Raw genomic sequence first — 25624 nt, forward strand, 5'->3', positions numbered from 1 at the left:
GTGACCGTGGAACGAGTGCTCGTGATCGGCCTCGATCCCGCCAGGATCGAGGGTTATGACCCGGAGCCGGTCCAGGCTGCGCTGGCCCGCGGCCGGGCCCGTTTCGACGACCTCGGCATCGAGGCCGACTACTGCCTGGTGGCGCTCGACGAGCACGCCGAGGCGGCGATCGTGGAGGCCCTGACCCGCGACGACTACGCCTGCGTGGTGATCGGGGGCGGCATCCGTACACACGAGCCGCTGCTCGGGTTCTTCGAGACGGTGATCAACCAGGTCAGGCGGCACGCGCCCGGCGCGGCCATCGCCTTCAACACCCGCCCCGACGACTGCGCCGACGCGGCTCTGCGGTGGCTGCGTCAGAGGTGAAGGCCGCGCGTCACATCGTCTCCAGCGCCATCATCATGAGGAGTACGCAGAAGGAGCACCCGCCGACGAGCACGACCCCCGAGGCGGCGAGCGCGAGCTTGGCCGTGAGCAGGCGCCGCACGACCAGATGGACCACCACGGTCCCCAGGAAGGCGAACAGCGGGAGCCAGGGCACGAACAGGCAGGCGCCGCCGACGAGGACGGCGCAGGCCAGTGCGACCGCCGCCCTCGCGCCGCCCCGCAGGTCACGGCGGGTGACCGCGTAGGTGATGCCTCCGGCGAGGACGGTACTCACCGAGACCATCGCGATGATGATGTCCATGAACATCCTCCGAATAGGCGGACTTATGGCCATCAGGTGTGACCCCGCCGGCGACCAGAAGGTTCGATCTCGGGCGCCGACTTCGATCACGGCGATGGCCGGCGACCGGACCCGAGCACCTCTGCGACGTGCGCGGCCCATGCGATGGGATCGACCGCGAGGAACGGCTCGCCGGCCACGGTCGCGGGGGTCGCCCCGGTGAACGCCATGACGTCGCGGTGCAGGTGGGACTGGTCGGCGTAACCGGCGTCGGCCGCGACGAGGGCGGCGCCCTCACCCGCGACGAGGCGGTGGGCGGCGTGGTCGAAGCGCACCAGCTTCGCGGCGCGTTTGGGCGGCAGGCCGAGCTGCGCGCGGAACCGGGACCACAGGCGCTTGCGGCTCCAGCCGATCTCCCCCGCGAGCGCGTCGATCCTGACGACGCCGCGGCCGCCGACGATGCGTCTCCAGGCCCAGGCCACCTCCCCGTCCACGGGCGGTCCCGCCGCGCGCCGACGGGCGATCAGCGCGTCGACCAGGGCGAAACGCTCCTGCCACGACGAGGCCTCGGCCAGTCGCTCGCGGATCCGTGACGCCTCACGGCCCCACAGGTCGGCGATGGGCGCCACGGCGCCGTCGAGCTCGGCCGGTGAGACGCCGAGCACCGCCCGCGCGATCACCGGGGACAGGCGCACCTGCACACATTCGACCTTCTCGCCCCGTGCCCAGACCGCTCCCGCGGACCCGAGCCCCGGCCCGGCGACGATGCTGCCCCGCTGCCGCCGGCCCGGGGCGTGGTCGACGACGGGCGACCCATCGCCGAACTCCAGGATCAGCGTCACGGCCGGGTGCGGAACCATCCGGAGGGCGCCCAGGTCACGGACTCGGAACCCGGCCATGGTGGCCCCGCGAACCCGGCTGGGGCGCGTCGGGCACGCGACCTCCCACACCGCCTCGCCGTGCACGAACGTCCGCACCGTTTCATGCTAGGCGAGCCGCCTGAGGGGGAACATTCGTTCAAGCCACCCACGCGTACGGGTTGCGACAGTGGGCCTCATGACGATTCCCGACGGCGCACCGCGCGTGAACCCCGATGCCACTGAGAGCACGACGTTGTCCCTGGACGACGGCGACATCTATGTGTGCCAGGACGGCCGCCGCGACGCCCCCGCGCTTCTGCTCGTCCACGGATCCATGTCCTCGGCCCGCTCGTGGGACGCGCTGGTGCCGCTGCTGACCGGCTCCCATCGTGTCATCAGGGTCGACCTGCTCGGGCACGGCCGGTCGGCCAAGCCGGCCGACCGCGGCTACACGACCCCGGAGCAGGCCCGCAGGGTCGGCGTGGTGCTGGACCGGCTCGGCGTGGAGCACGCCGTGGTCGCCGGCCATTCCAGCGGCGGCGCGGTCGCCACCGCCCTCGCCGAGCAGCGGCCCGGCCTGGTGTCCGCGCTCGTGCTCATCAACACCGGGCCCAGCCTGGACGCCTTCGTCGCACCGCCCTCCCCCGCGATCACGCCGGCGCAGTGGCCGCCGGCCGACGAGCAGATCCGCCGGTTCGCGGCCCCCGCCTTCAGCCGCGCGGGCTTCGAGATCCCGGACGCGCTGCTGGACGAGGTCCGCAGCATGACGTTCCACACGCTCACCACGACGATGCAGGCCACCACCGAGTATCTGAAGGAGCGCACGCTCCCGGACCGGCTGAGGACGCTCGGCAGGCCGCTGCTGGTGATCTTCGGCGAGGACGACCGCAGATGGCGATCCTCATCCGCCGCCGACTACCGCGTCGTTCCCGGCGCGAAGGTCGAGCTGTTGCCCGGTCTCGGCCACACGCCCATTTTGGAGGACCCGTCGCGCACCGCCGCCCCTCTCCTGGCCTTCACCGCGGAACACGCCACGCGGCCGCACCGAACGGACGATGTCGTTTAGATTGCATGATGTTGCGGTTCGTGGCGTCAGAGACCGTGTTCTGACCTTCACGGCTCCCTCCTCCCGTTAAGGAACCTCCCATGAGTGTCCACGACGTCCAGACGATGCGGCAGGCGGTGCTCCGTTTCCTCGGCTCGCTCGACACCGAGCGCAGAGCCGCGGCGACGGCGGCGTTCGACTCGCCCCAACGCACCCAGTGGTCCTATCTGCCGGGCCCTCGTCCGGGGCTGCCGCTGGCGGAGATGACCTCCGCGCAGCAGGACCTGGCGCTCGCCCTGCTCGACGCCGGCTGCGGCGTGACCGGTGCGCGCACGGCGAGAGGCGTGATCGAGCTTGAGCGCATCCGGCGCCGCCTGGCGACCGGCGTCGAAGAGATCGACGGCGACCGCTACTGGTTCCGGGTCTTCGGCGACCCGCAAGGCGCCGACCCGTGGACGTGGCGGGTCAACGGTCACCACCTCGCCGTGCACATCACGGTCGTCGGCGACTCGATCTCCGTCACGCCGAGCTTCCTGGGCGCCGAACCCGCCATGGTGCTGTCCGGGCCGCAGCGGGGACTGCGGCTGCTCGCGGAGGAGGAGGACCTGGGCCGGGCGCTGCTCGCCGACCTCACGCCGCACCAGCGATCGATCGCGATCACCGGCGAGGTGGCTCCCGACGACGTGCTCACCCGCAGCGATCCCGTGGCCGACCTCGACGGCATCCCCCGCGGGCTGTCGTACGCCGACATGACCAAGCCGTCGAAGGACCTGCTGGAACGGCTCGTCCGCCGCTATTTCGAACGCGCCCCCGGCTGGTACGGCGAGACGTGCTGGCGCGAGGCGCTCGACGCCGGCCTCGACAAGGTGACGTTCGCCTGGATGGGATCCGACCAGCGCGGGCAGGGCCACTACTACTGCGTCGCCGGGCCCACGTTCCTGCTGGAGTACGACAACACCCAGGACGACGCCAACCACATCCACTCCGTGTGGCGCGACCTGCGTCACGACTGGGGCGAGGACCTGCTCGCGCGCCACTACGCCGAACACCACTGACCCGCTTCCCCGCGGAGCCGTGGAAGCGCCATGAGATTCCTCATCGTCGGCGGCAGCGGCCACCTCGGCCGGGAGGTCGCCCGGCAGTGCGTCTCGGCCGGGTACGAGGTGAACGCCACCTACCTCTCCCGGCCGGGCCCGGCCGAGGGCGTCGCGTGGTCACCGCTCGACGTACGCCGGAGGGAGGACGTCGACGCCGTGATCGCCGCGTTCCGGTCAGGACGTCTCTGATCATCGGTGCCGGCGACTCCCCGCACGAGGCTCTGGTGCACGCGCTCGCCACCGGCAGGACGACGGGAACGCTGTTCACCGACGACGTACGATGCCCCGTGCACGTCGCCGACCTGGCCGCGGCGCTGCTCGAACTGGCCGTCTCCGGCCATCACGGCATCCACCACGTCGCCGGTGCCGACGCGGTGACCCGTTACGAGCTGGGGCTGCTCATCGCCCGGCGCGACGGGCTCGACCCCGGCCTGCTGCCTCCGGGCCGGCGCGCCGACGCCGGCGTGCCCGGTCCGGCGGACGTGCGCCTGGAGTGCGGCATGACGCGGCGTCGGCTCCGTACCAGGCTGCGCGGCGCGCGGGAGTTCCTGAGGTGACATGACACCGGTGACCGCGCGCTGCGTCCAGATAGCGGCAACGCACCCACGTCCTACCGATATCGCAGCCGGCCTTGCCCGGATTGCGGACGCGCAACACCCTGAACTGACCAGGGTCCGTGATGAGCGCCTGCACCTGGTCGAAGCATTGCAAAACCCCCTTGGTGGGATGGCGTTAGCAACCGCTACCTGGCACAGCTCTCGCTCTACGCCGCGGCGAAGAACGACGGAGCATCCGCGCGCCCCTCTGCTTGAGGACCGCTGACTTACTTAGCGATCAGTCCTGTAGTCCCAGGGCAAACCCACAGCTATCGCAGCACGCCAGCCGCAGCGATGGTTGTGGCCGGCCAACCGCCCGGCCACAACGGGCCTCTACCCCGGCAACAGCCGCATCCGGCGGTGGTCGGCGACCACGGCGACCGCACCGTGTTCACCTGCGATCTGACCACAGGTGAACGTGTCGCCCGTGCCATCGATCTCGACAGCGCCGCGCCCGAGGATCCGGATCCCGATGCCGAGGGGACCATGAGCTTGATCGCGCTGTGTCGCCTTCTCGAAGTGTCGGAATCAGAAGATTCAACGACACCCTCTGGTTGGACCCCGCAACCCCTCTCGAAAACCGGACATCGAGCGACGAACCGTGACGTCGGATGGCCGGTTCCGCACACGAATTGACGACAGGATTTCCCGACAGGAAAACGGGCTCCAGCCCTTCCCGAGGAGAGCCCGGTGCAGATCGTCTGCGCTATCTGACCGATACCGGCCGTCGCCTGATCACCATCAGTGCGAACCGTCAGGATGACCCCCAAGAGCCCAGCGGACAGGCGCCAGGAGACTGGGACGAGGACCTCACCTTGACGCTGTTCACCGGGGCGCTGACGGTGTCGCTTTGGAGTCCACCCTTGCCGGACTGAGACGGGAAACCCACCGCCGGCGCCGAAGCCGATGCCCCTCGCGGCGTGCGGCCAGGACGGCAGTCGATCACATTGAAAATGTATCTTCAGTTTGGTTTTATAGTCACACGCAACTCGGAAAAGGGAGAACGTGGACATGCGCGCCGTCATCATCGGAGCGGGAATCGCGGGCCTGGCCGCCGCGCTGCGGCTGCGTCAGGCAGGCTGGGAGACCTTGCTGGTCGAGCGGGCGCCTGAGCGTCGCCGTGGCGGTTACGCCGTCACCTTCGGGGGCATCGGCTACGACGGTGCCGAGCGGATGGGCATTCTGCCCGAGCTGAAGCGGCGCTCCTTCGTGACCCGTGAGCTGGTCTACCGCAAGACCAAGGGCGAGCGCCGGTTCGCGCTCAGCGGCCAGACCATCACCGCCGCCATGGGCAAGAAGGCGTTCAACATCCTGCGCGGCGACATCGAATCGGCGCTGTACGAGGCGGTCAAGGACGCCACCACGATCCGCTTCGGCACCACTATCACCGCCATCGAACAGGACGCCGACGCCGTGCACGTCACCCTCAGCGACGGCACGGTGGAGCACGCCGACCTGCTGATCGGCGCCGATGGGCTGCACTCGGCGACACGTGCCCTGGTCTTCGGCCCGGAGGAGAACTACCGGCTCGACATGAAGCACCGGGTTGCCGTCTACATGATGGAGGAGCGGCCGGCCGAACTTCCCGTGGGAACCACGGGTTCCATCAGCGCGGGTGGCCGCACGTTCGCGGTGATCAGCGTCGGCGACGACCGCACGGCCGTCTTCTTCGGCTACCGGACCGACCCCAGCCAGGGGAAGCCTTCCCTGGAGGAGGTGCGCGCCATCTACAACGACATGGGCTGGCTGGTCCCGCAGGCCCTGGAGGGCCTGGAGACCGCGGACTCGGTCTACTTCGACTCCATCAGCCAGATGGTGGTCGACCGGTGGAGCCGCGGCCGGGTGGTGCTGCTCGGCGACGCCGCGTGGTGCGTCACGCTGTTCGCCGGCTACGGCTCCTCGCTGGCCGTCGGCGGCGCCGACCTCCTCGGGGCGACCCTGGAGCGCCACGGCGGCGACGTCCCGGCAGCGCTGGCGGAGTGGGAGGCGCACCTGCGGCCGGAAGCGGAGAAGAAGCAGAAACTCGGCCGCCGGGTCAAGGGCGTCTACGCACCCCCCAACCCGCTCCTCCTGGAGCTCACCCAGCTCCCGCTGCGGCTGTCGTCGTGGGGCCCGATCCGCCGGATGGTCGAGCGCAAATTCCAGTTGGAAGGTTAAGGAGATCGACATGCGAGTACTGGTCATAGGTGGCACCCACCATGTCGGCCGCGCCCTGGTGGAGACCGCGCTGCGGCGCGGCGACACCGTCTCCACCCTCAACCGCGGCCTGTCCCGCGCGCCCGCTCCGGGCGTGGAAGCCCTGGTCGCCGACCGCACCGACCCCGATGCGGTACGGCTGGCGCTGAGCGACCAGACATGGGACGCCGTGATCGACACCTGGGCCTGGGCGCCCAACGTGGTCCGCGACACGGCCCGGCTGCTGGCCGACCGGGCCGGGCACTACGGCTACGTTTCCAGCCGCGGCGTCTACGCCTGGCCCTGGCCGACCGGCGCGGATGAGAGCGCACCGCTGGTCGCCGGCGACCCCGGCAGCCGCGACAACGCCGACTACGCCGCGGCCAAGCGCGGCGGCGAACTGGCCGTGATCGAGTCCTTCGGCGAGCGCGCCCTGCTGGCCAGGGCGGGCATGATCCTCGGCCCGTATGAGGACGTCGGCCGGATTCCCTGGTGGCTACGGCGCCTGCAGCACGGCGGACCGGTCCTGGCCCCGGGACCGGCCGACGCGGCCGTGCAGTACATCGACGCCATCGACATGGCGTCCTGGATGCTGACGGCAGCCGAGCGCGGGATCGGCGGGGCGTTCAACCTCGCCGGGCCGCCCGGTCACACCACGATCGGCGCGCTGCTGGAGACAGCGCTGGAGGTGACCGGCTCCAACGCCGAGCTGGTGTGGGCTCCCGCAGAGGTGCTCGAGCAGGAGAACTTCCTGCTCGGCATGGAGTTCGGGCTGCGCTATCCGGGTGACTCCCATCCCACCGGCCTCCACGACGCCGACGTCTCCGCCGCGCTGGCAGCCGGGCTCACCCTCCGGCCGCTGCGCGAGACCATGGCCGACACCTGGGCGTGGCTGCAGCGCGAGGGGGATCCTGCTCCGCGCCCGGACGCCCCGTCCCCAGCCCAGTGGTTCGACCCGGACCAGGAGCGCCGCGTCCTGGACCTGGTTCGCGCACGCGACCACACGTGAAAACATTCGATCAATACGTTCACAAAGACATTGGAGGGTTCGGCTCATGCCTCCCGCTTTCTCCGCCGCGGAAAAGGCCCATATCACCAAGCTCCTGCTGGACAACGGCGAGCGGCTGTTCACCACCCAGGGCCTGCGCAAGACCTCCCTGGAGGACCTGGTCGCCGGCACCGGGATCGCCAAGAGCACCTTCTACGTCTTCTTCGACTCCAAGGAGGCGCTCTACCTGGACCTGATGCTCGCCCAGATGGCCGAGGTCAAAGGCAGGGTCATCGACCAGGCGCTGTTGAAGGAGTCCGACACCCGCGCCGGGCTTCGGGCCTTCCTGCACGCCACCATCGCCGAGCTGCGCGACAACCTCTTGTACAGCAGGCTCGTGACGCATCCCGAGGAGATGGACGCCGTGGTCAGGAAGCTGGACCCGGAGCGCGTGACCGCCGCACCGGACAACCCGGTCACCGCTCTAATGTCCTTCCTGACCGAGCACACCGACGACCTTGTCACCGACGACCCGGCCGTGATCATCGGTGTGCTGCAGGCCGTCCTCATGCTGCCTCTCCATCGAGACCGGCTGGCCAGCCCCGACCTGTACGCGAAGATCCTCGCCCTGCTCATCGACATCATCTCCTCCGGCCTCACCCGGCCCGCGGGTGCGTGACAACCACGCTGAGGCCACGGCCCCTGGGCCCTACTCGTGCCATCAAGAGATCATGTCCGGCCAAATAGCTCCCGAGTTCCCGTCCATTTACCGCCGGAACTTACACTCGACCGGCCCGCGTTCGGCAAGATCGCCGCCAAGGCGCACTCCGGCGACCCCCTGACGGTCTCGGAGCTGTTCCGGCTCTGCCGCGACCTGCTCGACATCCACGCCGTCCGCAACTGGTGCCAAGCCCGCGGCGACGCCTGGCGCGTCCTGTCCGGACCGCTGTCGAACTTCCACGACCTCGCCGCCAACGACGCCACCACCGCCGTCATCATCAACGTGATCACCACAGTCGGCCAGTTCCAGCGTGACATCCAGAACGAGCTCACCGTCGAGGGGATCACCGCCTCCGAGGCGAAGGCCGCTACCGCAGCCGGCCGCCCGCGCTGGACGGAGACCGGCGCGAGGACGTGCGGGCGGCCTTCCACGAGGGCACCTCGATGGGCCGCTCATCGAGGACCGTGCTGCAGCACGACCTGGCCCGTGGCAAGGTCCTGCGGGTCAGCATGTGCGACTGACCCTGGCTGGCCTGCTGCCCGAGCCGGGCCAGTGGCTGGCCTACCGCTACGACTTTGGCGACTGCTGGGACCACGACCTGGTGGTGGAGAAGATCCACCGGCCGGCCCCGAAGGGGCTCTACCCGCGCTGCAGCGCGGGCGGCCGCGCCTGCCCCCCGAAGACAGCGGCGGCCCCGAGGGGTTCGCCGACCTGCTGCGCACGCTGCGGCACAAGAAGGGCTGGAAGTACCGCCAGGCGCGCGACGTGCTGGGCACCAGCCGCTGGGACGGCGCGGCCTGGGACCGCCAGGAGGTCAACGACCAGCTCGGGACGGACGGTCCCTGGCGGTAGGGGACCGCGCTCGCTCCCCGTCGTGCATGTACACGGTTTCACGCGGGCCTGGCCGACGACGGCCACGCCGACACGCTGCAACACCTGGCCGACCCCGAGCACACCTCGGCAGCGATCGCCCAGCTGCGTCACCAGTTGCAGGAGATCAGCCCAACCTGCCCAGCGCCAGCGCCGTCCCCGGCCCCCGACGAGCCCGGCCCGCGCGACGACGCTGAGCAGGTCGCCGCCGACCGCGCGATGCTCGCCCAGGCCATGGCCGTGGCCCGCCGCCGACAGGACCGCCAGGAATGGACCGCCCGGCAGCGCGCCGGCGAACACGCCGCCGACGTGCCGGGATGTGCACGACGCAAGCGAGCCCCAGCGGGCGGACGCGCCTGACGAGGGCTCGCGGTAGCGACGACTGGCTCGGCTTCTGCTTGCGACGGCCGGGGCAGCCTTTCGCTTGTGCCGCCCAATCCGCCAGCCGGGAATTTGTGACTGACTGACTCTGGCAGCGCCGAGCAACCTACCCATCGAGTCTTTTTCTGCCAATCCGACAATGCCACGGATAGATAACGGCGAACCTTGTAGTGAACACACGTTCGCTGTCGCTAGCAGGCAAACGGTTCTCTGGAGGCAGCAGAATGTGATATCCGCCACATGCGAGGAGTACGACGTGGCGACGCAGATCGCCGTCTCCCACCATTACTGGGCGGTGGACGGCCGGCTCGAGACCCGTTCGACGCCGCATCGCTACGTGTGGCCGGCCGAACTCGACCTGATGGCACGGCTGGCCGGCATGACCCTGCGCGAGCGATGGGCGGGCTGGAAGCGCAAGCCGTTCACCAGCGACAGCCGCAACCACGTCTCGGTGTGGGAGAAGGCGTCGTGACTTCTTATCATCGCGGCATGACGCTGCCGAACCAGGAGCCGCGGCCCAGCCGGCGGGCGGTGCTCCTCGCCGCCGGTGGGCTGCTCGCCGGGTGCGCCGAGCAGCCCCAGATCGGCAAGGTCGACCTGCGCCTGGCCACCGGGCCGGCCGGGGCGGTCTACCGGCGCATCGGCGGCGTGCTGGCCGGCCACATCTCCGAGCAGGTGCCGGGCGCCACGGTGCGCACCGTGCCGAGCGGGGCGTCCACCGACAACATCCGCATGTTGCGGGCCGGGGAGGTGCAGCTCGGGCTGACCAGCCTGGACGCACTGATCAGCCCCGACGGCAGCGCGCCCGAGGGCCTGTCGGCGATATGCAGACTGTACGAGAGCCACCTGCATCTTGTGGTCATGGCCGGTTCGCCGATCGACGAGTTCAGTGACCTGAAGGGCAAGCGCGTCTCGCTCGGCGCGCGCGATTCAGGCACCGAGTTCACGTCACTGCGGGTGCTGGAGCTCGGGCCGGTGGACGCCGACGGCCGCTACCTCAGCCAGGCCGCGTCGGCGGCGGCGCTGCGCGACGGCGAGATCGACGCGATGTTCTCCCTCACCGGTGTCCCGACACCCGCCATCACGGAGCTGGCCCGGCGGCACGCGATCCGGCTGATCCACCTGGACGAGCAGGCGCCCGCGCTGTTCACGAGATTCCCGGGTCCCTACACCCCGGCCACGATCCCCGCGACCGCGTACACCGGGGTGCCCGCCACCCGCGCCGTCGCCGTGCCCAACGTGCTCCTCGCCCGCAACGACCTGCCCGGCGACCTGGTCCACGCCATCACCGACACGATCTTCACGCACACCGGCACGCTGCCCCCCGCCGCGCCGGGCGCCGCCGGAGCCGTTCCCGACGCCGTGCCCGAGGCGTGGCAGATCAACGTACGGACCGGGATCTCCACCGCGTCGATCCCGCTCCATCCGGGCGCGGCCGCCTGGTTCCGCGAACGCAAACGCTGACCCCGTAGGCGGATCGGGACGGGGTCCTCGGCTCAGGCGGGGGCCGGGGCCTCGGATGACGACGGCACCCGGGGCACGGCGGGCAACGCGACCACCGCGGCGAACCCGTGCCCCGGCCCGTCCGGGCGCGGCAGCCCGTCCTCCAGCCGCAGCTCGCCCCCGGCCGCGCCCACCAGGTCGGCGCAGATCGCCAGCCCGAGGCCGGTTCCTGGCACGTTCTGGTGCCGGGGCGAGCGCCAGAACCGCCGCAGCGCCTGGGCCCGCTCCGACGGGTCGATCCCCTGCCCGTCGTCACGGACGATGATCGTGACCACCCCTCCGGCCCCGGAGCCGTCACCGGCGTTCGCTGGATCGATCCGGGCGGTCACCTCCACCACCCGGGCGTCCGACAGCCGCAGCGCGTTGCTGATCAGCTCGTCCAGGATGCTGCCCAGCCCGCCCGACGGCTCCAGCAGCCGCAGTCCCGGCGGCACGTCGACCGTCAGCGTCTGTCCCGCCGTCTCCGTCAGTGCCCGCCACCGCTCCACCCGGGTCGCCAGCACGGCGTCGAGGTCCACCGGCGACGCCGTCCGTATGCTCTCCATCCGCGCGCTGGCCTGCAGCGCGTTCAGCATGCGCTGCATGGCTTTCAGCTCGTCGACGGCGACGCCGTACACCTGCCGCCCGCCGCCGTCGCCGCCGAGGTGCGGTTCCAGGCTCTCGACGGCGAGCCGGAGGCTGGTCAGCGGGTTGCGCAGCTGGTGCGAGGCGTCGGACACGAACGCCCGCTGCCGCTGCACGGCGTTCTCGACGGCGTCCATCATGGTGTTGAATGACTCCGCGAGCCGCCGCAGCTCGGCCGGGCCCGCCTCGGCGTCCGCTCGGATGGTGAGGTCGCCCTGGGAGATGCGGGAGCTGGCCGCGTCCAGTTCCCGCACCGGGCGCAGCACCCAGGCCGACACCGGCCAGGCGACGGCCATCAGCGCGATCAGCGGCAGCAGCCCGAGCCCGGCGAGCCTGGCCCAGCGGGTGAGGATGCGGGAGCGGGTCTTCGACAGGTCGGAGATCGTGACGACGGCGCCGACGACCTCGCTGTCGCGGCCCACGGGTTCGGCGACGACGAGCGCGGAGTCGTCCCACGGCGCCCATTCCCCTGAGGGTTCCGGCCGGGCCCCGGCCAGCGCCGCGGTGACGATGCGGGGCAGCGCCGGTTCGTCGCGCGCCGCCTCCTGGTACGCGCCGGCGGGCCCGAGCAGCACCGTGCCGGACGTGTCGATCACGGCGACGGGGATGCCGTACAGCTCGTGGTAGCGGGTCAGCTCCTGCTGGAGCGCCTCGGTCCTGCCGGTGGACAGGGCGGTCTCGGCCAGTGACGAGAACCGGCCGACGTCGTTGAGCCGGTCGACGTACGTCTCCTGGATCTCCCGCTCGGCCACGGTGACGCTGAGCGGCACCCCGAGCGCGGTGACGAGCAGCACCGCGAGAGGCACCAGGACGACGAGCAGGCGACGGTGCATGACGGTCAGCCGGTCGGCTCCGGCCGGTCGGCCAGGAGCCGGTAGCCGACCCCGTGGATCGTACGGATGATCTCGGCCGGCCCGAGCTTGTGCCGTAACGCCGCGATGTGGGTGTCGAGGGTGCGGCTGGAGGACTCCCAGGTCGCGCCCCAGATCTGGTCGAGGATGACGTCGCGGCTGACCACGTTGGGCGCGCGTCTGGCCAGCAGCAGGAGCAGCTCGAACTCCTTGCGGGTCAGCGTCACGGGTGTGCCGTCGACGGTGACCTCGCGGGTGCCGACGCTTATCCGCAGCGGGCCGAGGACGACGGGTTCGTCCGGGTGGCTGAGCGCGCGGGCCACGCGGGTGCGCCGCAGGACGGCGTCGATCCTGGCGAGGAGTTCGGGGATGCCGAACGGCTTGACGATGTAGTCGTCGGCGCCGGCGCGCAGGCCGCGTACGCGCTCGTGTTCCTCCGAACGCGCCGTCACGGCGATGACGGCGGTCTCGGGGCGGTCGCGCAGCTTGCGGATCACGTCGAGCCCGTCGCCGTCGGGCAGGCCCAGGTCGACGAGGACCACATCGGTCGGGGCGGCGCGCACGGCCTCGGCGGCGGTGGCGATGCGGTGGACCTCGAACCCGGCCTGAGCCAGGACGGTCACCAGACCCCGCGCGACGCGGTCGTCATCCTCGATGATGGTGATCCGCATACCGGATTGTACGGCCCGGTCGAACGCCGGCGTTAGCCCGTTCTTGGGATTTCTATGACATCCTGCGCATTCCTTGGGATTCCTTTGACACCATCCGCCCCCCTGCCAGCCCAGACTGAGGCCGCGCACTCACCGAAAGAACGCGAATGCGCACGAGGAGGCCGCGACATGAGAACGTCCAGCAGATACCGGGCCACCGCGCGGATGATCGCCACGATCGGCGTCGTTTCGCTCATCGCCGCCTGTTCCGGCAACGGAGGAGGCGGCGAGGCCGACGCCGGCGGCGACACGTATCCGGGCGACAACATCACGTTCGTCGTGCCGTTCAGCGCGGGCGGACCGACCGACACCGTCACCCGCATGATCGCCGAGCCGATGGCCGCCAAGCTCGGCGGCAAGATCGTCGTCCAGAACGTCGAGGGCGCGGGCGGCACGGTCGGCGCCGGCGAGGTCGCGCGGGCCGAGCCCGACGGCTACACCGTGCTCATGCACCACATCGGCATGTCGACGGCGCCCGCCCTCTACAAGGACCTGGGCTACCAGCCGCTGGAGAGCTTCGAGACGGTCGGGCTCGTCACCGAGGTGCCGATGACGGTCGTCGCCCGCAAGGACTTCGCGCCCGCCACGCTCAAGGACCTCGTGACCCACGTGAAGGCGAACGCCGACAAGGTCACCCTGGCCAACGCCGGCATCGGAGCCGCATCCCACCTGTGCGGCCTGCTGTTCCAGACGGCCGCCGGGGTCAAGCTCCAGGAGGTCCCGTACGAGGGCACCGGCCCCGCTCTGACCGATCTCGTCGGCGGCCAGGTCGACTTCATGTGCGACCAGACCACCAACACCAGCGGCCAGATCAGCGCGGGCGAGGTCAAGGCGTACGCGGTCACCACGCCCGAGCGGGTGAAGAGCCTGCCCGACCTGCCCACCACGGCCGAGGCCGGGCTGCCCGGCCTGGAGGTCAGCGTGTGGCACGGCCTCTACGTGCCGAAGGGCACGCCGCAGGACGTCGTGCAGAAGTTGTCCGAGGCGCTGAAGGTGGCGCTCGCCGACCAGAAGGTCATGGACCAGATGGCCAAGCTCGGCACCGCGCCGGTCCCCGCGGAGAGCGCGACCCCGCAGGCGCACAGGACCAAGCTCGAGGAGCAGCTCGGCACCTGGGGCAAGGTCATCGCGGACGCCGGCGTCGAGGCATCCTGAGATGGAGCGCCGCCGGTCCTTCCCCGACGTCCTCGCCGGGGCAATGTTCGTCCTGCTCGGCGGCGCGTTCGTGGTGGGGTCGCTCGGCTACGAGCTGGGCACCCCGCTGCGGATGGGCCCCGGCGCCTTCCCGCTGCTGGTCGGCGTGCTCGTGGCCGCGCTGGGCGTGGGGATCGTCGTCAAGGGGCTGGTCGCCGGCGAGGTGATCGTGTTCGGGCGGATCCCCTGGCGCGCGGTGGGCGTCATCACGCTGGCGCTCGTGTTCTTCGGCTTCACCGTACGAGGGCTCGGGTTCGTGGCCGCGTCGGCGGTGACCGCCCTGCTCACCACGCTGGCCAGCTCGCGCGTACGGCCCCTCATGGCGGTGGCCGTGACCGCCGGGCTGACCGTGGCCAGCGCGCTCATCTTCGTCGTCGGACTGCAACTGCGGCTTCCGCTCTGGGGCCCGTGGCTGGGGTTCTGACGCGACATCCGGATTGAGGCATGGAACTTCTCGACAACCTCGCCCTGGGCTTCTCGACGGCCCTCCTGATCCAGAACGTCCTCTACTGCTTCGTGGGAGTGCTGCTCGGTACGGCGGTCGGCGTGCTGCCCGGCATCGGGCCGACGGCGACGGTCGCGATGCTGCTGCCGATCACGTTCAACTTCGAGCCGGTGACAGCGCTGATCATGCTGGCCGGCATCTATTACGGCGCACAGTACGGCGGCTCGACGACCGCCATCCTGATCAACCTGCCCGGCGAGTCGTCGGCGGCGGTCACCGCGCTGGACGGGCACGAGATGGCCAGGCAGGGCAGGGCCGGCCCGGCGCTGGCCTCCGCCGCGATCGGGTCGTTCATCGCGGGCAGCATCGCCACGGTCGCCCTCGCCGTCGCGGCGCCGCCGCTGGCCCGCGTGGCGTTGCAGTTCGGCCCGGCGGAGTACTTCTCGCTGGTGCTGCTCGGCCTGATCGTCTCGATCGCGCTGGCGCGCGGCACAGCGCTCAAGGCCCTGGCGATGATCTTCCTCGGGGTCCTGCTCGGCACGGTCGGCCAGGACATCTACACCGGCACGCCCCGGTTCGTGTTCGGCCAGCGCGAGCTGTACGGCGGCATCGACTTCGTGTCGGTCGCCGTCGGCATGTTCGGCGTCGCCGAGATCCTGCGCAACCTGGAGAACGAGCAGACCCGCACGGCGGTCGTCAACAAGGTGAAGAACCTCTGGCCGACCCGCGAGGACCGGCGCAGGATCGTCGGCCCGATCCTGCGGGGCACCGGCCTCGGCGCCGCGCTCGGCGTGCTGCCCGGCGGCGGTCACGTGCTGGCCTCGTTCACCTCGTACGCGGTCGAGAAGCGCATCTCGAAGCGGCAGCAGGAGTTCGGGCACGGCGCGATCGAGGGCGTCGCGGGGCCCGAGTCGGCGAACAACGCCGCCGCGCAGACGTCGTTCATCCCGCTGCTCACCCTGGGGCTGCCCGCCCACCCGGTCATGGCGTTGATGGTCGGCGCGTTCATCGTGCACGGCATCACCCCCGGCCCGAACGTCATCACCGACGAGCCGGCGCTGTTCTGGGGCCTGATCGCGTCGATGTGGATCGGCAACGTGCTGCTCGTGCTGCTGAACCTGCCGCTGATCGGCATGTGGGTGCGCATGCTGCGCATCCCGTACCAGGTGCTGTTCCCGATGATCATACTGTTCGCCTCGATCGGCACGTACTCGCTGGGGTTCAACGCCTTCGACGTGTACGCGATCGTGCTCTTCGGACTCCTGGGGTACGTACTGATCAAGTGCGGCTGCGAGCCGGCGCCGCTGCTGCTCGGGTTCGTCCTCGGGCCGCTGCTGGAGGAGAACCTGCGGCGGGCGCTCATCATCTCCCGGGGCGACGCGACGGTCTTCCTGACCCGGCCGATCTCCGCCGTGCTCCTGGCCGTGGCCCTCGCGGCGCTCGTCGTCGCCGTCCTGCCGGCGATCCGCAGGCGCCGCGAGATGGTGTTCACCGAGGAGGACTAGAACCCTTCTCGTCGTCGGAGGGAGTCAGGAAGTCCTGGAACTCGCGGTGCCTGAACTGGTACGTGGCGCCGCTGACGCGCAGCAGCCGCGCCTCGCAGGCCCAGTCGAGGAAGGCCCACAGGCGCAGCGGCAGCAGGCCGCGCGTGGCCGCGACGACCAGGCCGATCATGGTGCGGGCCCAGGCGACCGCGCCGAAGGCCAGGCCGAAGGTCACGCCGCCGATGAGCGCGTACACCAGCGACTCGACGATGTCGTGCGTCATGACGAACACCAGGAGGGCGGCCACCCCGCCGGTGAGGCCGAACGCCAGCCCGATCACCGGGTTGCGGCGCAGTGCCTCCCGCGGGTGGGCCAGCTCCGTGTCCCTGCTCCAGCCCCCCGTGGCGATCTTGAAGGCGATCCCGAGCGCGAAGGCGAGGACGAAGGCCCCGGAGACCCCCGCGGCCAGCGGCAGCGGGCCGGCGTGGGCCAGCTGCAGCGGCGCCAGCCCGGTGAGCGCGCCGCACAGCCCGAACCCCAGCAGGGTGAGGGGTTCGGCCCTGATCGCCTCGGACACGGTCATGCGCTCGGCTCCGCGCCGGCCGGCCGCGGTCAACCCGATGACCACGCCCAGCGCCAGTCCCCCGGCGCCTCCCGCAGCGACGGCGAAGACGGGGCCGAAGACCCTTCCTCCGGTCAGCACGAACCCGGCCAGGCCGCCGAGCACGCCGGCGGGCAGGCCCCCCAGGGCGCCCAGCAGACCGCCGATCACGCGCCGCCGGCGAGGAACCTCGCTCCTCCCACCGGCGGCGGCCGGCCACGGCGACAGCGACAGGCAGATGGCGATGGCCACCCAGCCGGCCATGAGCGCCAACGTGAGCGGATCAGCCGGGCTGCCGGACTGGCCGGCTCCCGAACCGGCCCAGAACGCCAGCATCGCGATGACCGCGAAGACCGCGCAGCCCAGGCAGTGCAACACCCGGACCAGGCGCCGGCCGCCGATCGGCCACAGCAGGTGGGGGACGATGTCGATCGCCGTCAGGCCGGGCGGCGGACGGTCCGGCCCGGCGCCACGGGCGGCCTGCCGGCGCAGGTGGGCGGCCAGGTGCACGAGCCACGACCGGACCTGGTCCGGCTGGTACGGGGTCCCGTGGTCGGCACGGGGTGTGAGGACGGTCGCCGCCGGCACATACGCCTTCAACAGCCGCCTGGCGATCTTCGCCGCCCCGTCGGCGGGGTCGAGGCCGGGATCCGTGCGCAGCAGTTCGACCGGGTCGGCCCCGGACTCCACGGCGGTCACGGTCAGCAGCAGCCGCCACGGCGTGGCGACGGCCAGGTGCACGGCCTTCGCCGCCGGTCCGGACAGCGCCGCGTGGACGGCGTCGCGGTGCGGGGCGCACGGATGCCCGTCCGGCCAGCGGGCGCGCAGGTACGCACCGATCTGCCGGCCGGTGAGGTTGTGCAGATGGATCCTGGCGGCGTTGTCGAGCACGGCACCGGCCGCGCGAAGCTGGGCGTGGCGATCGGCGCGGCAGGTCACGACGACCGTGCCCGGCCGCCGGCCGGACAGGTCGCTGTAGCGGTTGAGCTCGGCCAGCAGTCCGATCGCCCGTCGCGGCGGGCCGGGCGACGGCTCGGGGTCCAGCTCGTCCAGCCCGTCCACCACCGGCAGCACCCGGCGGTCCCGCACCAGCCGCCGCGCGTCCTTGGCCGCGAGCCCGAAGTCCTGCGCCAGCTGCTCGGCCAGCCACGGTTCGAAGGGCCTGCCCAGGGTCCATCGGGCCGCGTTCAGGCGTACCGGCACCTGCTGGCCCTGGTCGGGGCGTCCGCCGGCGGCCAGCACGGGCTCCAGCAGTTGCAGCACCAGCTCGATGGCGAGCACCGTCTTGCCGGCCCCCGACTCGCCCACGACCAGCAGGCGCTGGGGGCGCAGGCCGCTGAAGTACCGGCCGATCGACAGCAGGTCGTGCTCCGCCTCGCCGTCATCGCCGTAACCGCTGAAGGAGAGCGAGGCGATGGTGTAGCCGCCGAGCAGCCCCTTACGCGCCCTGTCCTCCTCCCTGAGCACGCGCCGCGCCAGCAGCTCGACCGCGGGGTCCTCGCCGCGGACGTCGGCGGGCTCCGCCGGGCCCGCCGGGGCCCCGGGCGTCTCGGGCGTGCGGGCGGCCGGTCCGGCCAGGGCCGTCCTGGCAGCCCGCCAGCGTTCGAGCTGCTCGGGGATCAGCTCGGCCGGGTAGTCGCAGTAGCGGAAGCAGGCGGTGACGAAGGCCCGTACGAAGTCCCAGCGCGGCAGCCGGTCGCCCTGCCGCAGGACGTACGAGGTCGTGCTTCTCGGCAGGGCGTCGACCGTGGTCCCGTCGGAGGTCGTCGTCTGGCCGCCGAGGGCACGCAGCCTGCTCAGGGACGGCTCGCCCGCCCACTGCCTGAGCAGGGCCAGCGTCCCTACGAACTCCGCCGTGCTGCCGGCCTCGGCGGGGTCGGGCGGCCGGAGCCGTTCCGCGGTCATCCGTCCGCCGTCCGCACCAGCGACCATCCGAAGCTCTCCCTGCCGCGCCGAGGCCACCGGCCGTCCACGCATCGGCCCTCCAGCGTCTGGACGTGGCGCGACTCCATCAGGAAGTTGCGGGCCTGGTCGGCCGCGACCAGGTCGCGGCCGACCGCGATGGGGACGAACCCGTGCCGGGGGATGTAGACCCATCGGCCGCGGTCCCAGTCATAGGGGTCGAACCAGCGGTGGCGGACCGTCCCGGACACGCGCACCTCCGGTCCTTCCCTGGTCAGGACGAACGATCCCTGCGAGCGCAGCAGGCTCATCCTGCTGACGTAGAACAGCTCCGTGCCGATGAAGGCGTTGATCCGCGCGTCCCAGTAGTCGTGCAACCAGCTCGACTCCCCGTCGCCCAGCAGCCTCGCCCGCCGGGCGAGCTGCCGTTCGAACCGGCGCTGGTTCTTGCGCTCCGCTTTTTTGATCACTTTGAACGAGCGCAGCCATCGCGGCGACATCGTCCTCGACCCGCCCGCGCCGTCCATGAAGTGCTCCAGGAAGTCGGACGCGATCGGGTGGTAGTCCCGCCCGCCGTCGATGATCGAACGGAACAACGCGACCAGTTCGGGGACCGGCCGGCCCGTCCGCCGGCGTAAGCCTCGCAGAAACATGCGCGTTCTCTCCGTGATGAGGGTGGGGCCTGTGTCCTGCTCCATGTCCGGGCTCACGGGCATATCCGGCGGTATTCCTCCTCTCCCACGTGGCTCTCCCATTCCTCACGGGTGAGGGCGCGACCCGCGTTGGCGCATGCCGCGGCCACCAGGTCGGCGGGCCTGCGGACGTTCCAGAGCCGCGCGGTCCCGTCGCCGCCCACGGTGGCGACGGTGGTCCCGTCCGAACTGTAGGCGACGGAGCTCACGCCGCGGGCATGGCCGTCCATATAGGTGCCGAGCCGCCGGTTGACCCGCAGGTCCCACAGCAGCACGCCGCCCCTCGTGGATCCGGTGACGAGGACCCGGCCGTCCGGGCTGAAGGCGAGCGCGCTGGTCGCGCCGTCCTCGGGGATCAGGGCGACGCCGGCCGGGCGGCGTCGCGGCACGTCCCACAGCCGGACGGCGTCGTCGGCGGCCGTGTAGGCCAGCGTCCGGCCGTCGGGGCTGAACTCGAGGTCGTTGACGAGCCCGCCGGCGGCCGCGGGCGGTGAACCGGGGATCTCGCGGCGGGTGGGGACGTCGAAGAGGCGTACGCGGGCGTCGAAGCCGGCGCTCGCCAGCGTCGTGCCGTCCGGGCTGATCGCCAGCCCCGTGACGACGTCGGTGTGGCCGGGGACGCGGATGCGCGGCCCGGTCTCCCTGCGGCGCGCGAGGTCCCAGAACACGATGGCCTGGTCCTGCTGGACGGCGACGAACCTGCCGTCGGGGCTGAGCACGGCCACGCCCTTGAGCGTCGGCTCGTGGGCGATCTCGCGGCGGCCGGCGACGTCCCAGAGCCGCAGGCCGTCCGTGCCGGACGTCAGCAGCGTCCGCCCGCCGGGGGTGAACGCGATCATGGCCACCGAGCCGCGAGCGTCCCGGGGCTCAAGCGGCGGACCGGCGGGCCGCTGCGTGGCGACGTCCCACAGCCGGATCGCGGAGTCCTTCCCACCGGCCGCGCCGGTGGCCAGGGTCCGCCCGTCGGGGCTCAGCGCGCCGGCTCCGAACGCGGGCATGGAGGTCCCGGCCTGCTGGTGGACCTGCGGGTCCGCCAGACGTACCACGCCGTCGTAGCCGGCCGCGGCGAGCAGTTTCCCGTCGGGGCTGAACGTCACGCGCTCGACGGCGCCGACGTTGACGGCGAGCACGAGCAGACGCTCCCCGCCGGCCGTGTCCCACAGGATCGTACGGCCGCTGGCGCCCGCGGTGGCGAGCCGGGTGCCGTCCGGGCTGAAGACGATCGCGTTGAACCCGGCGGTGCGGTCCTTGAGCACCCTCGTCTGCCTGCCCGTGGCGACGTTCCACAACCGGGCGGTGCGGTCCCAGCTCACGGTCGCGAGGGTGGCGCCGTCCGGGCTGATGGCGACATCGAGGACGGCGGCGGTGTGCCCGGCGAACGGGGCGCCGAGCCGGCGGGAGGTGGCGGTGTCCCAGAGCCGGGCGGTTCCGTCCTGGCCGGCGCCGGCCAGCGTCCTGCCGTCCCGGCTGAACGCCACCCCGAAGATCTTGCTCGATCGCTCAGGGCGGTCGTCGGCCCGGCCCATCGCGGCCCCGCGCGGCCGGTGCGTGACCGCGTCCCACTGCTGGATCACGCCCGCGCTGTCGCCGGTCGCGAAGGTCTTCCCGTCAGGGTTGTACGCGAGCGCCGTCACGACACTCGGGTGCTTCAGCGGGGCGCCCCGCTCGCGGCGGGTGGCCACGTCGTAGAACCGGACGGTGCTGAGGCACGACGTGGCCAGCGTGCGGCCGTCGGGGCTGAAGGCCAGCAGGACGTCCGAGCACTCGTACTTCTTCCGGGTGATCGGCGCGCCGAGCTGCCGCCGCGACGCCGTGTCCCAGAGGCGCGCGGTGCCGTCGGCGCTCCCCGTCGCGACGATCGAGCCGTCGGGGCTGAACGCCAGCGCCGTTACGCCTCGCGTGTGCCCGGCGAGCGTGCCACGGCCGGTACGGGTGGCCGCGGTCAGCACCCGGTTGGCGGCTTCGTCCGTGGGCGCGATCCGCCACGCCGCCACAGCCAGCATCGACGACAGCGCGGTGTCGCCCGTGACCTCGCTCTGCGCGGCGAGCTGACGGGAGATCGCCACCTTGCGCTGGTGATCGGCCTCGTCCGCCGCGTTGACGGCGACGCCGGCCGCGAGCAGGGCCAGCACTGACAGCACCGCCAGGCCGGACATGACGAGGCGACGGCGGCGGCTCGCCCGCCGTGCCTCTCGCGTGGACGCCGCGACGAAACTTTCGACGATGGGGCCGGGCGGAGGGAAGCTGTCGGGGTCGCGGTCCCAGTTGGGCCGGCTGTCCTGGACCGCCAGCAGCCGGGGGCCCCGATAGAGGAAGGCGGGGTCGCGGTGGTTGCCGGCCCACTGCGCGGCGGCGTCCAGGAGCTGGTCGTACACCGCCTGCGCGGCGAGGTCGGGTTCGAGCCACTGCCGCAGCGTGGGCCAGGCTGTCAGGAGCGCGTCATGGGCGATCTCGGCGGTGTCCTCGTGCAGGGTGAGCAGACGCCGGTCGGCGAACGCGGACAGCAGCTCCGCGGCCCGGTCCCAGCCCTCCTCCGAGCCGGCGGACGCGGCGGCGCGCAGCTCGGCCAGCGTCGCCCGGCGCCGCGCCACCCGACCTCCCGCGGTGATCACCGTCATCCGCCGGAAGAACCTGAGCACGGCCTTGCGGTCCTCCGGCGCCAGCCCCGCGAGGGCCTCGTCGGCCGTACGCCGCACGGAGTCCCGCACCATGCCGGAGTCCTCGTACCCCCGGAGGGTCAGGGTGCCGTTCTCGCGTCTCTCCCAGGTGTTGCGCAGCGCCTGCGAGAGCAGGGGCAGGGCTCCGGCCTCGTAACGGTCGCCGGCGACCCGGCCGACGCGCAGCTCGTCCAGGATGATCTCCACCAGCCCGGGTTCGAGCTCCAGGCCGGCCGTGGCGGCGGGGCCGGTGATGGCCAGCCTGAGGTCCGGCTCCGTCATCGGCTCGACGATGACCTGGCCGTCCTGGATGGCCTCGGCGAACTGCGGGTAGGCGGCGCAGCGATCCCAGTAGTCGGCGCGCACGCCGACGACCACCGCGGCGCCGTCGCGGCCCTCCGCCATGGCGTGCAGGGCTCGTACGAACGCCTGGCGCTCGTGTTCGTCGGTCACCAGCGTGAACAGTTCCTCGAACTGGTCCACCACCAGCACGAAACGGCCGGCCCGCGCGACCGCCTCCCGGGGATCGTCCCGTAATCGTGCCGCGTGCGCGTCGGCGAACCCGCCGAACGCCTGCGCCCATGCCTGCGCGAGCGCACCGAACGGCTTCGCCGTCGGCGTCATGAGCAGGCGCGGCCAGTGTCGCGATCCGGGGAGCGGCAACCGCCCTTCGGCCAGTGCCGGCATCAACCCTGCGCGCAGCAGCGACGACTTGCCCACGCCCGAGGCGCCCGAGACCAGGAGGATCGAGCCGTGCCGCGCCGACCGCCGTCCGAGGCGGTCAAGGAGGCTGAGGGTCGCCCGCGCACGCCCGAAGAACAACCCGGCCTTCCCGCCCTCGAACGGCACAAGACCCTGGTATGGGCACCCATCGCTGGAATGGCCGCCCCCATCTCGCTCCGCCATGGCGCTCATTCTGGCCAATCGCCGGTATCCCCATCAATCATGATTGCGACGGACAACCGACGCCATCCCGCCCATCCAATTTCGTCCAATGTCGTCTGATCTGTGGCTTGAACAGCCGAGACGCGGATTCGATGGTCTTGTTCATCCGCACCAGCCAGGGCGACGAGGGGAACGGGGGGTGTCGTGGTCGTGGATCCCGGTGCCGGGATGTCGTTGGGGGCGCTGCTGCGCATGTGGCGCCAGCGGGCGCTGCTGACACAGGAGCAACTCGCCGAACGGGCCGGTCTCAACGTCAGGACCGTACGCCGGCTGGAGAACATGGGGCTGCTGCGGCCGCGCGCCACCTCTGTCCTGCTGCTGGCGAAGGCGCTGGAGCTGGACGGCGCGGAGCTGGAGATGTTGTACGCCGCCGCTCGCGGCCGGCCCGCCGGACCCGACGAACCGCCGCCGGCCGACCCGCGACCGTGGACGGTTCCCCGGCAGCTGCCCGCCGACGTCGCCGTACCGGCCGTACGGGAGCGCGAGCTGGCGATCCTGATGGAGCACCACAGCGTCGTCTGCGTCGACGGCATGGCCGGCATGGGCAAGACGGCGCTGGCCGTGAGCGCGGCCCACCGGCTCGCGCCGCTGTTCCCCGACGGTCAGCTCTTCGTGGACCTGCATGCCCACGCCCAGGCCACGGCCCCGGTCGATCCGGGCGCCGCCCTCACCCGCGTGCTGCGCGCCCTCGGCGTTCCCGGCGAGCACATCCCCTGGCATCTCGACGACCGCGCCGCGTTGTACCGGAGTGTGCTGGCCCAGCGGAGGATCCTGGTCGTCCTGGACGACGCCGCCGACGAACACCAGGCGAATCCGCTGCTGCCGGCCGCCCCGGGCTGCCGGGTCATCATCACCAGCCGTCGGCGCCTGGCCTGTCCCGGCGACGCCAGGAACCTGTCGCTGGACGACCTGCCGGTGCCGGAGGCGGTCGCCCTGTTCACTTGGCTGGCGGGGCGGGAACGGGACGCGGGCGCATCCGTGGACGTCCTGGCCGAGGTCGTACGGCGCTGCGGGCTGCTGCCCCTCGCCATCCGCATCGCCGCCGCCCGGCTCCGGGCGCACCCCGCCTGGGACGTGCGGCATCTGCTCGACCGGCTGGCCACCGACCGGCTGGCCGAGCTGGTGGCCGGACGGCACAGCGTCGTCGCCGCTCTCGACCGGTCCTACGAACGGCTGCCCGCCGAGCACCGGCAGGTGTATCGGCTGCTGGGCTCGGTCGTCCGCCCGGTCTTCGGCCTCGACGCGGCCGCCACGCTGCTGGACGTGACGCCGGCGCAGGCGAGGCGGCTGCTGGACGAGCTGCTGGACGCCCATCTGCTGCAGGAGCCGGCCCCCGGGCGGTACCGGCTCCACGACCTGGTCCACGGCCACGCCTCGGCGTTGTGGTTGTCGGCCGCGCTCGGCGGCTCGGCGGAGTGCGAGATCTCGGCCTTCGAGCAGATGGCCGGTGTGCGCCTCGGCGCCGAGTGACCGCCCTGATCCTTCATGATCCACCCATGTTTCATGAAATTTCATTACACGGGAGATTGCGGGTCGGGGCATCCGCGCTGCTCACGGCCGGTACGGGCGGCACATGCGCGTTCCGGCCCGCCGGCCCTTGTTGACAGCCGGCGAGGCCTCCCGTGAAGGTAACAGTCAACCGCCGCCTCCACGTCGACAGGTAACACGGCGGTTGGGAGCGCTCCCAACATCCCGGACCATTCCGCCGGACAGACGGAGAACGCACGATGCAACCGCACGGACCCGCCGTACCCACCCGCCGGACGCTCCGCGTCCTCACCATCGTGGCCGCCGCACTGCTCTGCCTGCTGCCGTGGGCCCAGTCCGCCTCGGCTCACGGCTCGATCATCGACCCTGCCTCTCGCAACTACGGCTGCTGGCTGCGCTGGGGCGACGACCACCTGAACCCCGCCATGCAGCAGGAAGACCCGATGTGCTGGCAGGCCTGGCAGGCCAACCCCAACGCCATGTGGAACTGGAACGGCCTCTACCGCAACAACGTCGGCGGCAACCACCAGGCAGCCGTACCCGACGGCCAGCTCTGCAGCGGCGGCCGGACCGAGGGCGGCCGCTACAACTCCCTCGACGCCGTCGGCGCGTGGAAGACCACCGACATCAGCACCAACTTCCAGCTCCACCTCTACGACCAGGCCAGCCACGGGGCCGACTACTTCCGCGTCTACGTCACCCGCCAGGGCTTCGACCCCGCCACCCAGCCGCTCACCTGGAGCAGCCTGGAACTGGTGCGCGAGACCGGCAGGTACGCCCCGAGCCAGGACATCACCTTCGACGCCAGCGCGCCCGGCCGCAGTGGCCGCCACGTCGTCTTCACGATCTGGCAGGCCTCGCACATGGACCAGGCGTACTACATCTGCAGCGACGTCAACTTCACCTGAGCCGCCCACAGGAGAGGGCCCGGCCAGCGACCCGGGTGCCGTCACCCCCGCCGCCCGCGACACCGTGGGCGGCGGGGGTGACGCACGTCCATGCGTAGGGTGGACGGTCCCGCGCGAGGACGCGAGCCGGCCTGCCGGCCTCACACTTCGGTGCCGTGTCCCGTCGAACGGGTAAGGACAGATGCGACCGAGGGAGCCCGCGGCACCATGACCACCCCCT

Annotated in this window: 23 protein-coding genes and 2 pseudogenes; 18 read left to right on the plus strand and 7 right to left on the minus strand. The window is 71.7% G+C overall.

Annotated features, from left to right (window positions below):
* Window positions 1-366, plus strand: coding sequence for a hypothetical protein (locus tag GUY59_RS07765; RefSeq protein ID WP_138199710.1), 366 nt, complete (start codon window positions 1-3; stop codon window positions 364-366).
* A gap of 10 nt (window positions 367-376) precedes the next feature.
* Here GUY59_RS07765 and GUY59_RS07770 read toward each other — a convergent pair whose 3' ends face one another.
* Window positions 377-688 carry a hypothetical protein gene (locus GUY59_RS07770; protein WP_138199709.1) on the minus strand — a complete coding sequence of 104 codons (312 nt, stop codon included), beginning with the start codon at window positions 686-688 and terminating at the stop codon, window positions 377-379.
* 86 nt (window positions 689-774) lie between these two features.
* Window positions 775-1644 carry an AraC family transcriptional regulator gene (locus GUY59_RS07775; protein ID WP_138199708.1) on the minus strand — a complete coding sequence of 290 codons (870 nt, stop codon included), beginning with the start codon at window positions 1642-1644 and terminating at the stop codon, window positions 775-777.
* Window positions 1645-1723: 79 nt separating this feature from the next.
* On the opposite strand from GUY59_RS07775, the gene GUY59_RS07780 reads away from it, so the two are divergent.
* The 12 genes and pseudogenes from GUY59_RS07780 to GUY59_RS07830 all read left to right on the plus strand — a co-directional run bounded on the left by GUY59_RS07780 (window position 1724) and on the right by GUY59_RS07830 (window position 10864).
* Window positions 1724-2593 (plus strand): alpha/beta fold hydrolase, encoded by an 870-nt coding sequence (locus GUY59_RS07780; protein WP_138199707.1) that lies wholly within the window; start codon window positions 1724-1726, stop codon window positions 2591-2593.
* 80 nt (window positions 2594-2673) lie between these two features.
* Window positions 2674-3627: a DUF3500 domain-containing protein gene (locus GUY59_RS07785; protein ID WP_138199706.1), complete on the plus strand. Its 954-nt coding sequence runs from the start codon at window positions 2674-2676 to the stop codon at window positions 3625-3627.
* Between the two features lie 30 nt (window positions 3628-3657).
* Window positions 3658-3858, plus strand: a complete 201-nt coding sequence (locus tag GUY59_RS48390; protein WP_236666933.1) for a hypothetical protein — start codon at window positions 3658-3660, stop codon at window positions 3856-3858.
* Window positions 3859-3893: 35 nt separating this feature from the next.
* Window positions 3894-4226, plus strand: a complete 333-nt coding sequence (locus tag GUY59_RS48395) for a sugar nucleotide-binding protein (RefSeq protein ID WP_252374845.1) — start codon at window positions 3894-3896, stop codon at window positions 4224-4226.
* A 399-nt stretch (window positions 4227-4625) separates the two neighbouring features.
* On the plus strand, window positions 4626-4901 hold the full coding sequence (locus GUY59_RS07795) for a hypothetical protein (RefSeq protein ID WP_138199705.1): 276 nt from the start codon (window positions 4626-4628) through the stop codon (window positions 4899-4901).
* Window positions 4902-5276: 375 nt separating this feature from the next.
* The gene (locus GUY59_RS07800; protein WP_138199704.1) at window positions 5277-6422 is read left to right on the plus strand and encodes an FAD-dependent oxidoreductase; all 1146 of its coding nucleotides are present in this window, start codon (window positions 5277-5279) and stop codon (window positions 6420-6422) included.
* A 10-nt stretch (window positions 6423-6432) separates the two neighbouring features.
* Window positions 6433-7449: an NAD-dependent epimerase/dehydratase family protein gene (locus tag GUY59_RS07805; RefSeq protein WP_138199703.1), complete on the plus strand. Its 1017-nt coding sequence runs from the start codon at window positions 6433-6435 to the stop codon at window positions 7447-7449.
* A gap of 46 nt (window positions 7450-7495) precedes the next feature.
* Entirely contained in the window at window positions 7496-8107 is a 612-nt protein-coding gene (locus tag GUY59_RS07810; protein WP_138199702.1) for a TetR/AcrR family transcriptional regulator, read from the plus strand.
* A 36-nt stretch (window positions 8108-8143) separates the two neighbouring features.
* A pseudogene (locus tag GUY59_RS51295) lies at window positions 8144-8500 on the plus strand (recombinase family protein); the annotation flags it as partial.
* Between the two features lie 160 nt (window positions 8501-8660).
* Window positions 8661-9001: pseudogene (locus GUY59_RS48400) on the plus strand (IS1096 element passenger TnpR family protein).
* A gap of 655 nt (window positions 9002-9656) precedes the next feature.
* The gene (locus tag GUY59_RS07825) at window positions 9657-9872 is read left to right on the plus strand and encodes a hypothetical protein (RefSeq protein WP_236666935.1); all 216 of its coding nucleotides are present in this window, start codon (window positions 9657-9659) and stop codon (window positions 9870-9872) included.
* Between the two features lie 17 nt (window positions 9873-9889).
* Window positions 9890-10864, plus strand: a complete 975-nt coding sequence (locus tag GUY59_RS07830) for a TAXI family TRAP transporter solute-binding subunit (protein WP_138199701.1) — start codon at window positions 9890-9892, stop codon at window positions 10862-10864.
* A gap of 32 nt (window positions 10865-10896) precedes the next feature.
* Here the strand turns inward: GUY59_RS07830 and GUY59_RS07835 are convergent, their stop codons facing one another.
* Window positions 10897-12360 (minus strand): sensor histidine kinase, encoded by a 1464-nt coding sequence (locus tag GUY59_RS07835; protein WP_138199700.1) that lies wholly within the window; start codon window positions 12358-12360, stop codon window positions 10897-10899.
* A gap of 5 nt (window positions 12361-12365) precedes the next feature.
* Window positions 12366-13049 (minus strand): response regulator transcription factor, encoded by a 684-nt coding sequence (locus tag GUY59_RS07840; protein ID WP_132332289.1) that lies wholly within the window; start codon window positions 13047-13049, stop codon window positions 12366-12368.
* A 168-nt stretch (window positions 13050-13217) separates the two neighbouring features.
* On the opposite strand from GUY59_RS07840, the gene GUY59_RS07845 reads away from it, so the two are divergent.
* The 3 genes from GUY59_RS07845 to GUY59_RS07855 are packed head-to-tail and all read left to right on the plus strand — an operon-like array spanning window position 13218 to window position 16232.
* Window positions 13218-14243 (plus strand): tripartite tricarboxylate transporter substrate-binding protein, encoded by a 1026-nt coding sequence (locus tag GUY59_RS07845; RefSeq protein WP_201760606.1) that lies wholly within the window; start codon window positions 13218-13220, stop codon window positions 14241-14243.
* Window position 14244: 1 nt separating this feature from the next.
* Window positions 14245-14706, plus strand: a complete 462-nt coding sequence (locus tag GUY59_RS07850; protein ID WP_138199699.1) for a tripartite tricarboxylate transporter TctB family protein — start codon at window positions 14245-14247, stop codon at window positions 14704-14706.
* Between the two features lie 20 nt (window positions 14707-14726).
* Entirely contained in the window at window positions 14727-16232 is a 1506-nt protein-coding gene (locus tag GUY59_RS07855) for a tripartite tricarboxylate transporter permease (protein WP_138199698.1), read from the plus strand.
* Here GUY59_RS07855 and GUY59_RS07860 read toward each other — a convergent pair.
* Genes GUY59_RS07860 through GUY59_RS50590 form a run of 3 tightly spaced genes read right to left on the minus strand, consistent with a single transcriptional unit; the run spans window position 16216 to window position 22978 of the window.
* Entirely contained in the window at window positions 16216-18744 is a 2529-nt protein-coding gene (locus tag GUY59_RS07860) for an NACHT domain-containing protein (protein ID WP_138199697.1), read from the minus strand. The two genes, GUY59_RS07855 and GUY59_RS07860, sit on opposite strands and share 17 nt — an antisense overlap.
* Entirely contained in the window at window positions 18714-19367 is a 654-nt protein-coding gene (locus tag GUY59_RS07865) for a hypothetical protein (RefSeq protein ID WP_138199696.1), read from the minus strand. The genes GUY59_RS07860 and GUY59_RS07865 overlap by 31 nt, the downstream gene beginning before the upstream one ends.
* Window positions 19368-19420: 53 nt before the next feature.
* Window positions 19421-22978 carry an NACHT and WD repeat domain-containing protein gene (locus GUY59_RS50590; protein ID WP_330849144.1) on the minus strand — a complete coding sequence of 1186 codons (3558 nt, stop codon included), beginning with the start codon at window positions 22976-22978 and terminating at the stop codon, window positions 19421-19423.
* Between the two features lie 180 nt (window positions 22979-23158).
* Between GUY59_RS50590 and GUY59_RS07875 the strand changes: the two genes are divergently transcribed.
* Entirely contained in the window at window positions 23159-24478 is a 1320-nt protein-coding gene (locus GUY59_RS07875) for an ATP-binding protein (protein ID WP_138199694.1), read from the plus strand.
* Between the two features lie 257 nt (window positions 24479-24735).
* The gene (locus GUY59_RS07880; RefSeq protein ID WP_138199693.1) at window positions 24736-25404 is read left to right on the plus strand and encodes a lytic polysaccharide monooxygenase auxiliary activity family 9 protein; all 669 of its coding nucleotides are present in this window, start codon (window positions 24736-24738) and stop codon (window positions 25402-25404) included.
* Window positions 25405-25624: the final 220 nt, after the last annotated feature.

The sequence above is a fragment of the Nonomuraea sp. K271 genome, from assembly GCF_009908215.1.
Taxonomy (GTDB): Bacteria; Actinomycetota; Actinomycetes; order Streptosporangiales; family Streptosporangiaceae; genus Nonomuraea; species Nonomuraea longispora.

Coding starts and splice junctions, on each gene's coding strand:
- GUY59_RS07845 (WP_201760606.1), top strand. CDS start 13,218: ATGAGAACGTCCAGCAGATACCGGGCCACCGCGCGGATGATCGCCACG.
- GUY59_RS07860 (WP_138199697.1), bottom strand. CDS start 18,744: ATGGTCGCTGGTGCGGACGGCGGACGGATGACCGCGGAACGGCTCCGG.
- GUY59_RS07835 (WP_138199700.1), bottom strand. CDS start 12,360: ATGCACCGTCGCCTGCTCGTCGTCCTGGTGCCTCTCGCGGTGCTGCTC.
- GUY59_RS07800 (WP_138199704.1), top strand. CDS start 5,277: ATGCGCGCCGTCATCATCGGAGCGGGAATCGCGGGCCTGGCCGCCGCG.
- GUY59_RS07840 (WP_132332289.1), bottom strand. CDS start 13,049: ATGCGGATCACCATCATCGAGGATGACGACCGCGTCGCGCGGGGTCTG.
- GUY59_RS50590 (WP_330849144.1), bottom strand. CDS start 22,978: ATGAGCGCCATGGCGGAGCGAGATGGGGGCGGCCATTCCAGCGATGGG.
- GUY59_RS07810 (WP_138199702.1), top strand. CDS start 7,496: ATGCCTCCCGCTTTCTCCGCCGCGGAAAAGGCCCATATCACCAAGCTC.
- GUY59_RS07880 (WP_138199693.1), top strand. CDS start 24,736: ATGCAACCGCACGGACCCGCCGTACCCACCCGCCGGACGCTCCGCGTC.
- GUY59_RS48390 (WP_236666933.1), top strand. CDS start 3,658: ATGAGATTCCTCATCGTCGGCGGCAGCGGCCACCTCGGCCGGGAGGTC.
- GUY59_RS07770 (WP_138199709.1), bottom strand. CDS start 688: ATGGACATCATCATCGCGATGGTCTCGGTGAGTACCGTCCTCGCCGGA.
- GUY59_RS07780 (WP_138199707.1), top strand. CDS start 1,724: ATGACGATTCCCGACGGCGCACCGCGCGTGAACCCCGATGCCACTGAG.
- GUY59_RS07855 (WP_138199698.1), top strand. CDS start 14,727: ATGGAACTTCTCGACAACCTCGCCCTGGGCTTCTCGACGGCCCTCCTG.
- GUY59_RS07830 (WP_138199701.1), top strand. CDS start 9,890: ATGACGCTGCCGAACCAGGAGCCGCGGCCCAGCCGGCGGGCGGTGCTC.
- GUY59_RS07850 (WP_138199699.1), top strand. CDS start 14,245: ATGGAGCGCCGCCGGTCCTTCCCCGACGTCCTCGCCGGGGCAATGTTC.
- GUY59_RS07865 (WP_138199696.1), bottom strand. CDS start 19,367: ATGTTTCTGCGAGGCTTACGCCGGCGGACGGGCCGGCCGGTCCCCGAA.
- GUY59_RS07785 (WP_138199706.1), top strand. CDS start 2,674: ATGAGTGTCCACGACGTCCAGACGATGCGGCAGGCGGTGCTCCGTTTC.
- GUY59_RS07805 (WP_138199703.1), top strand. CDS start 6,433: ATGCGAGTACTGGTCATAGGTGGCACCCACCATGTCGGCCGCGCCCTG.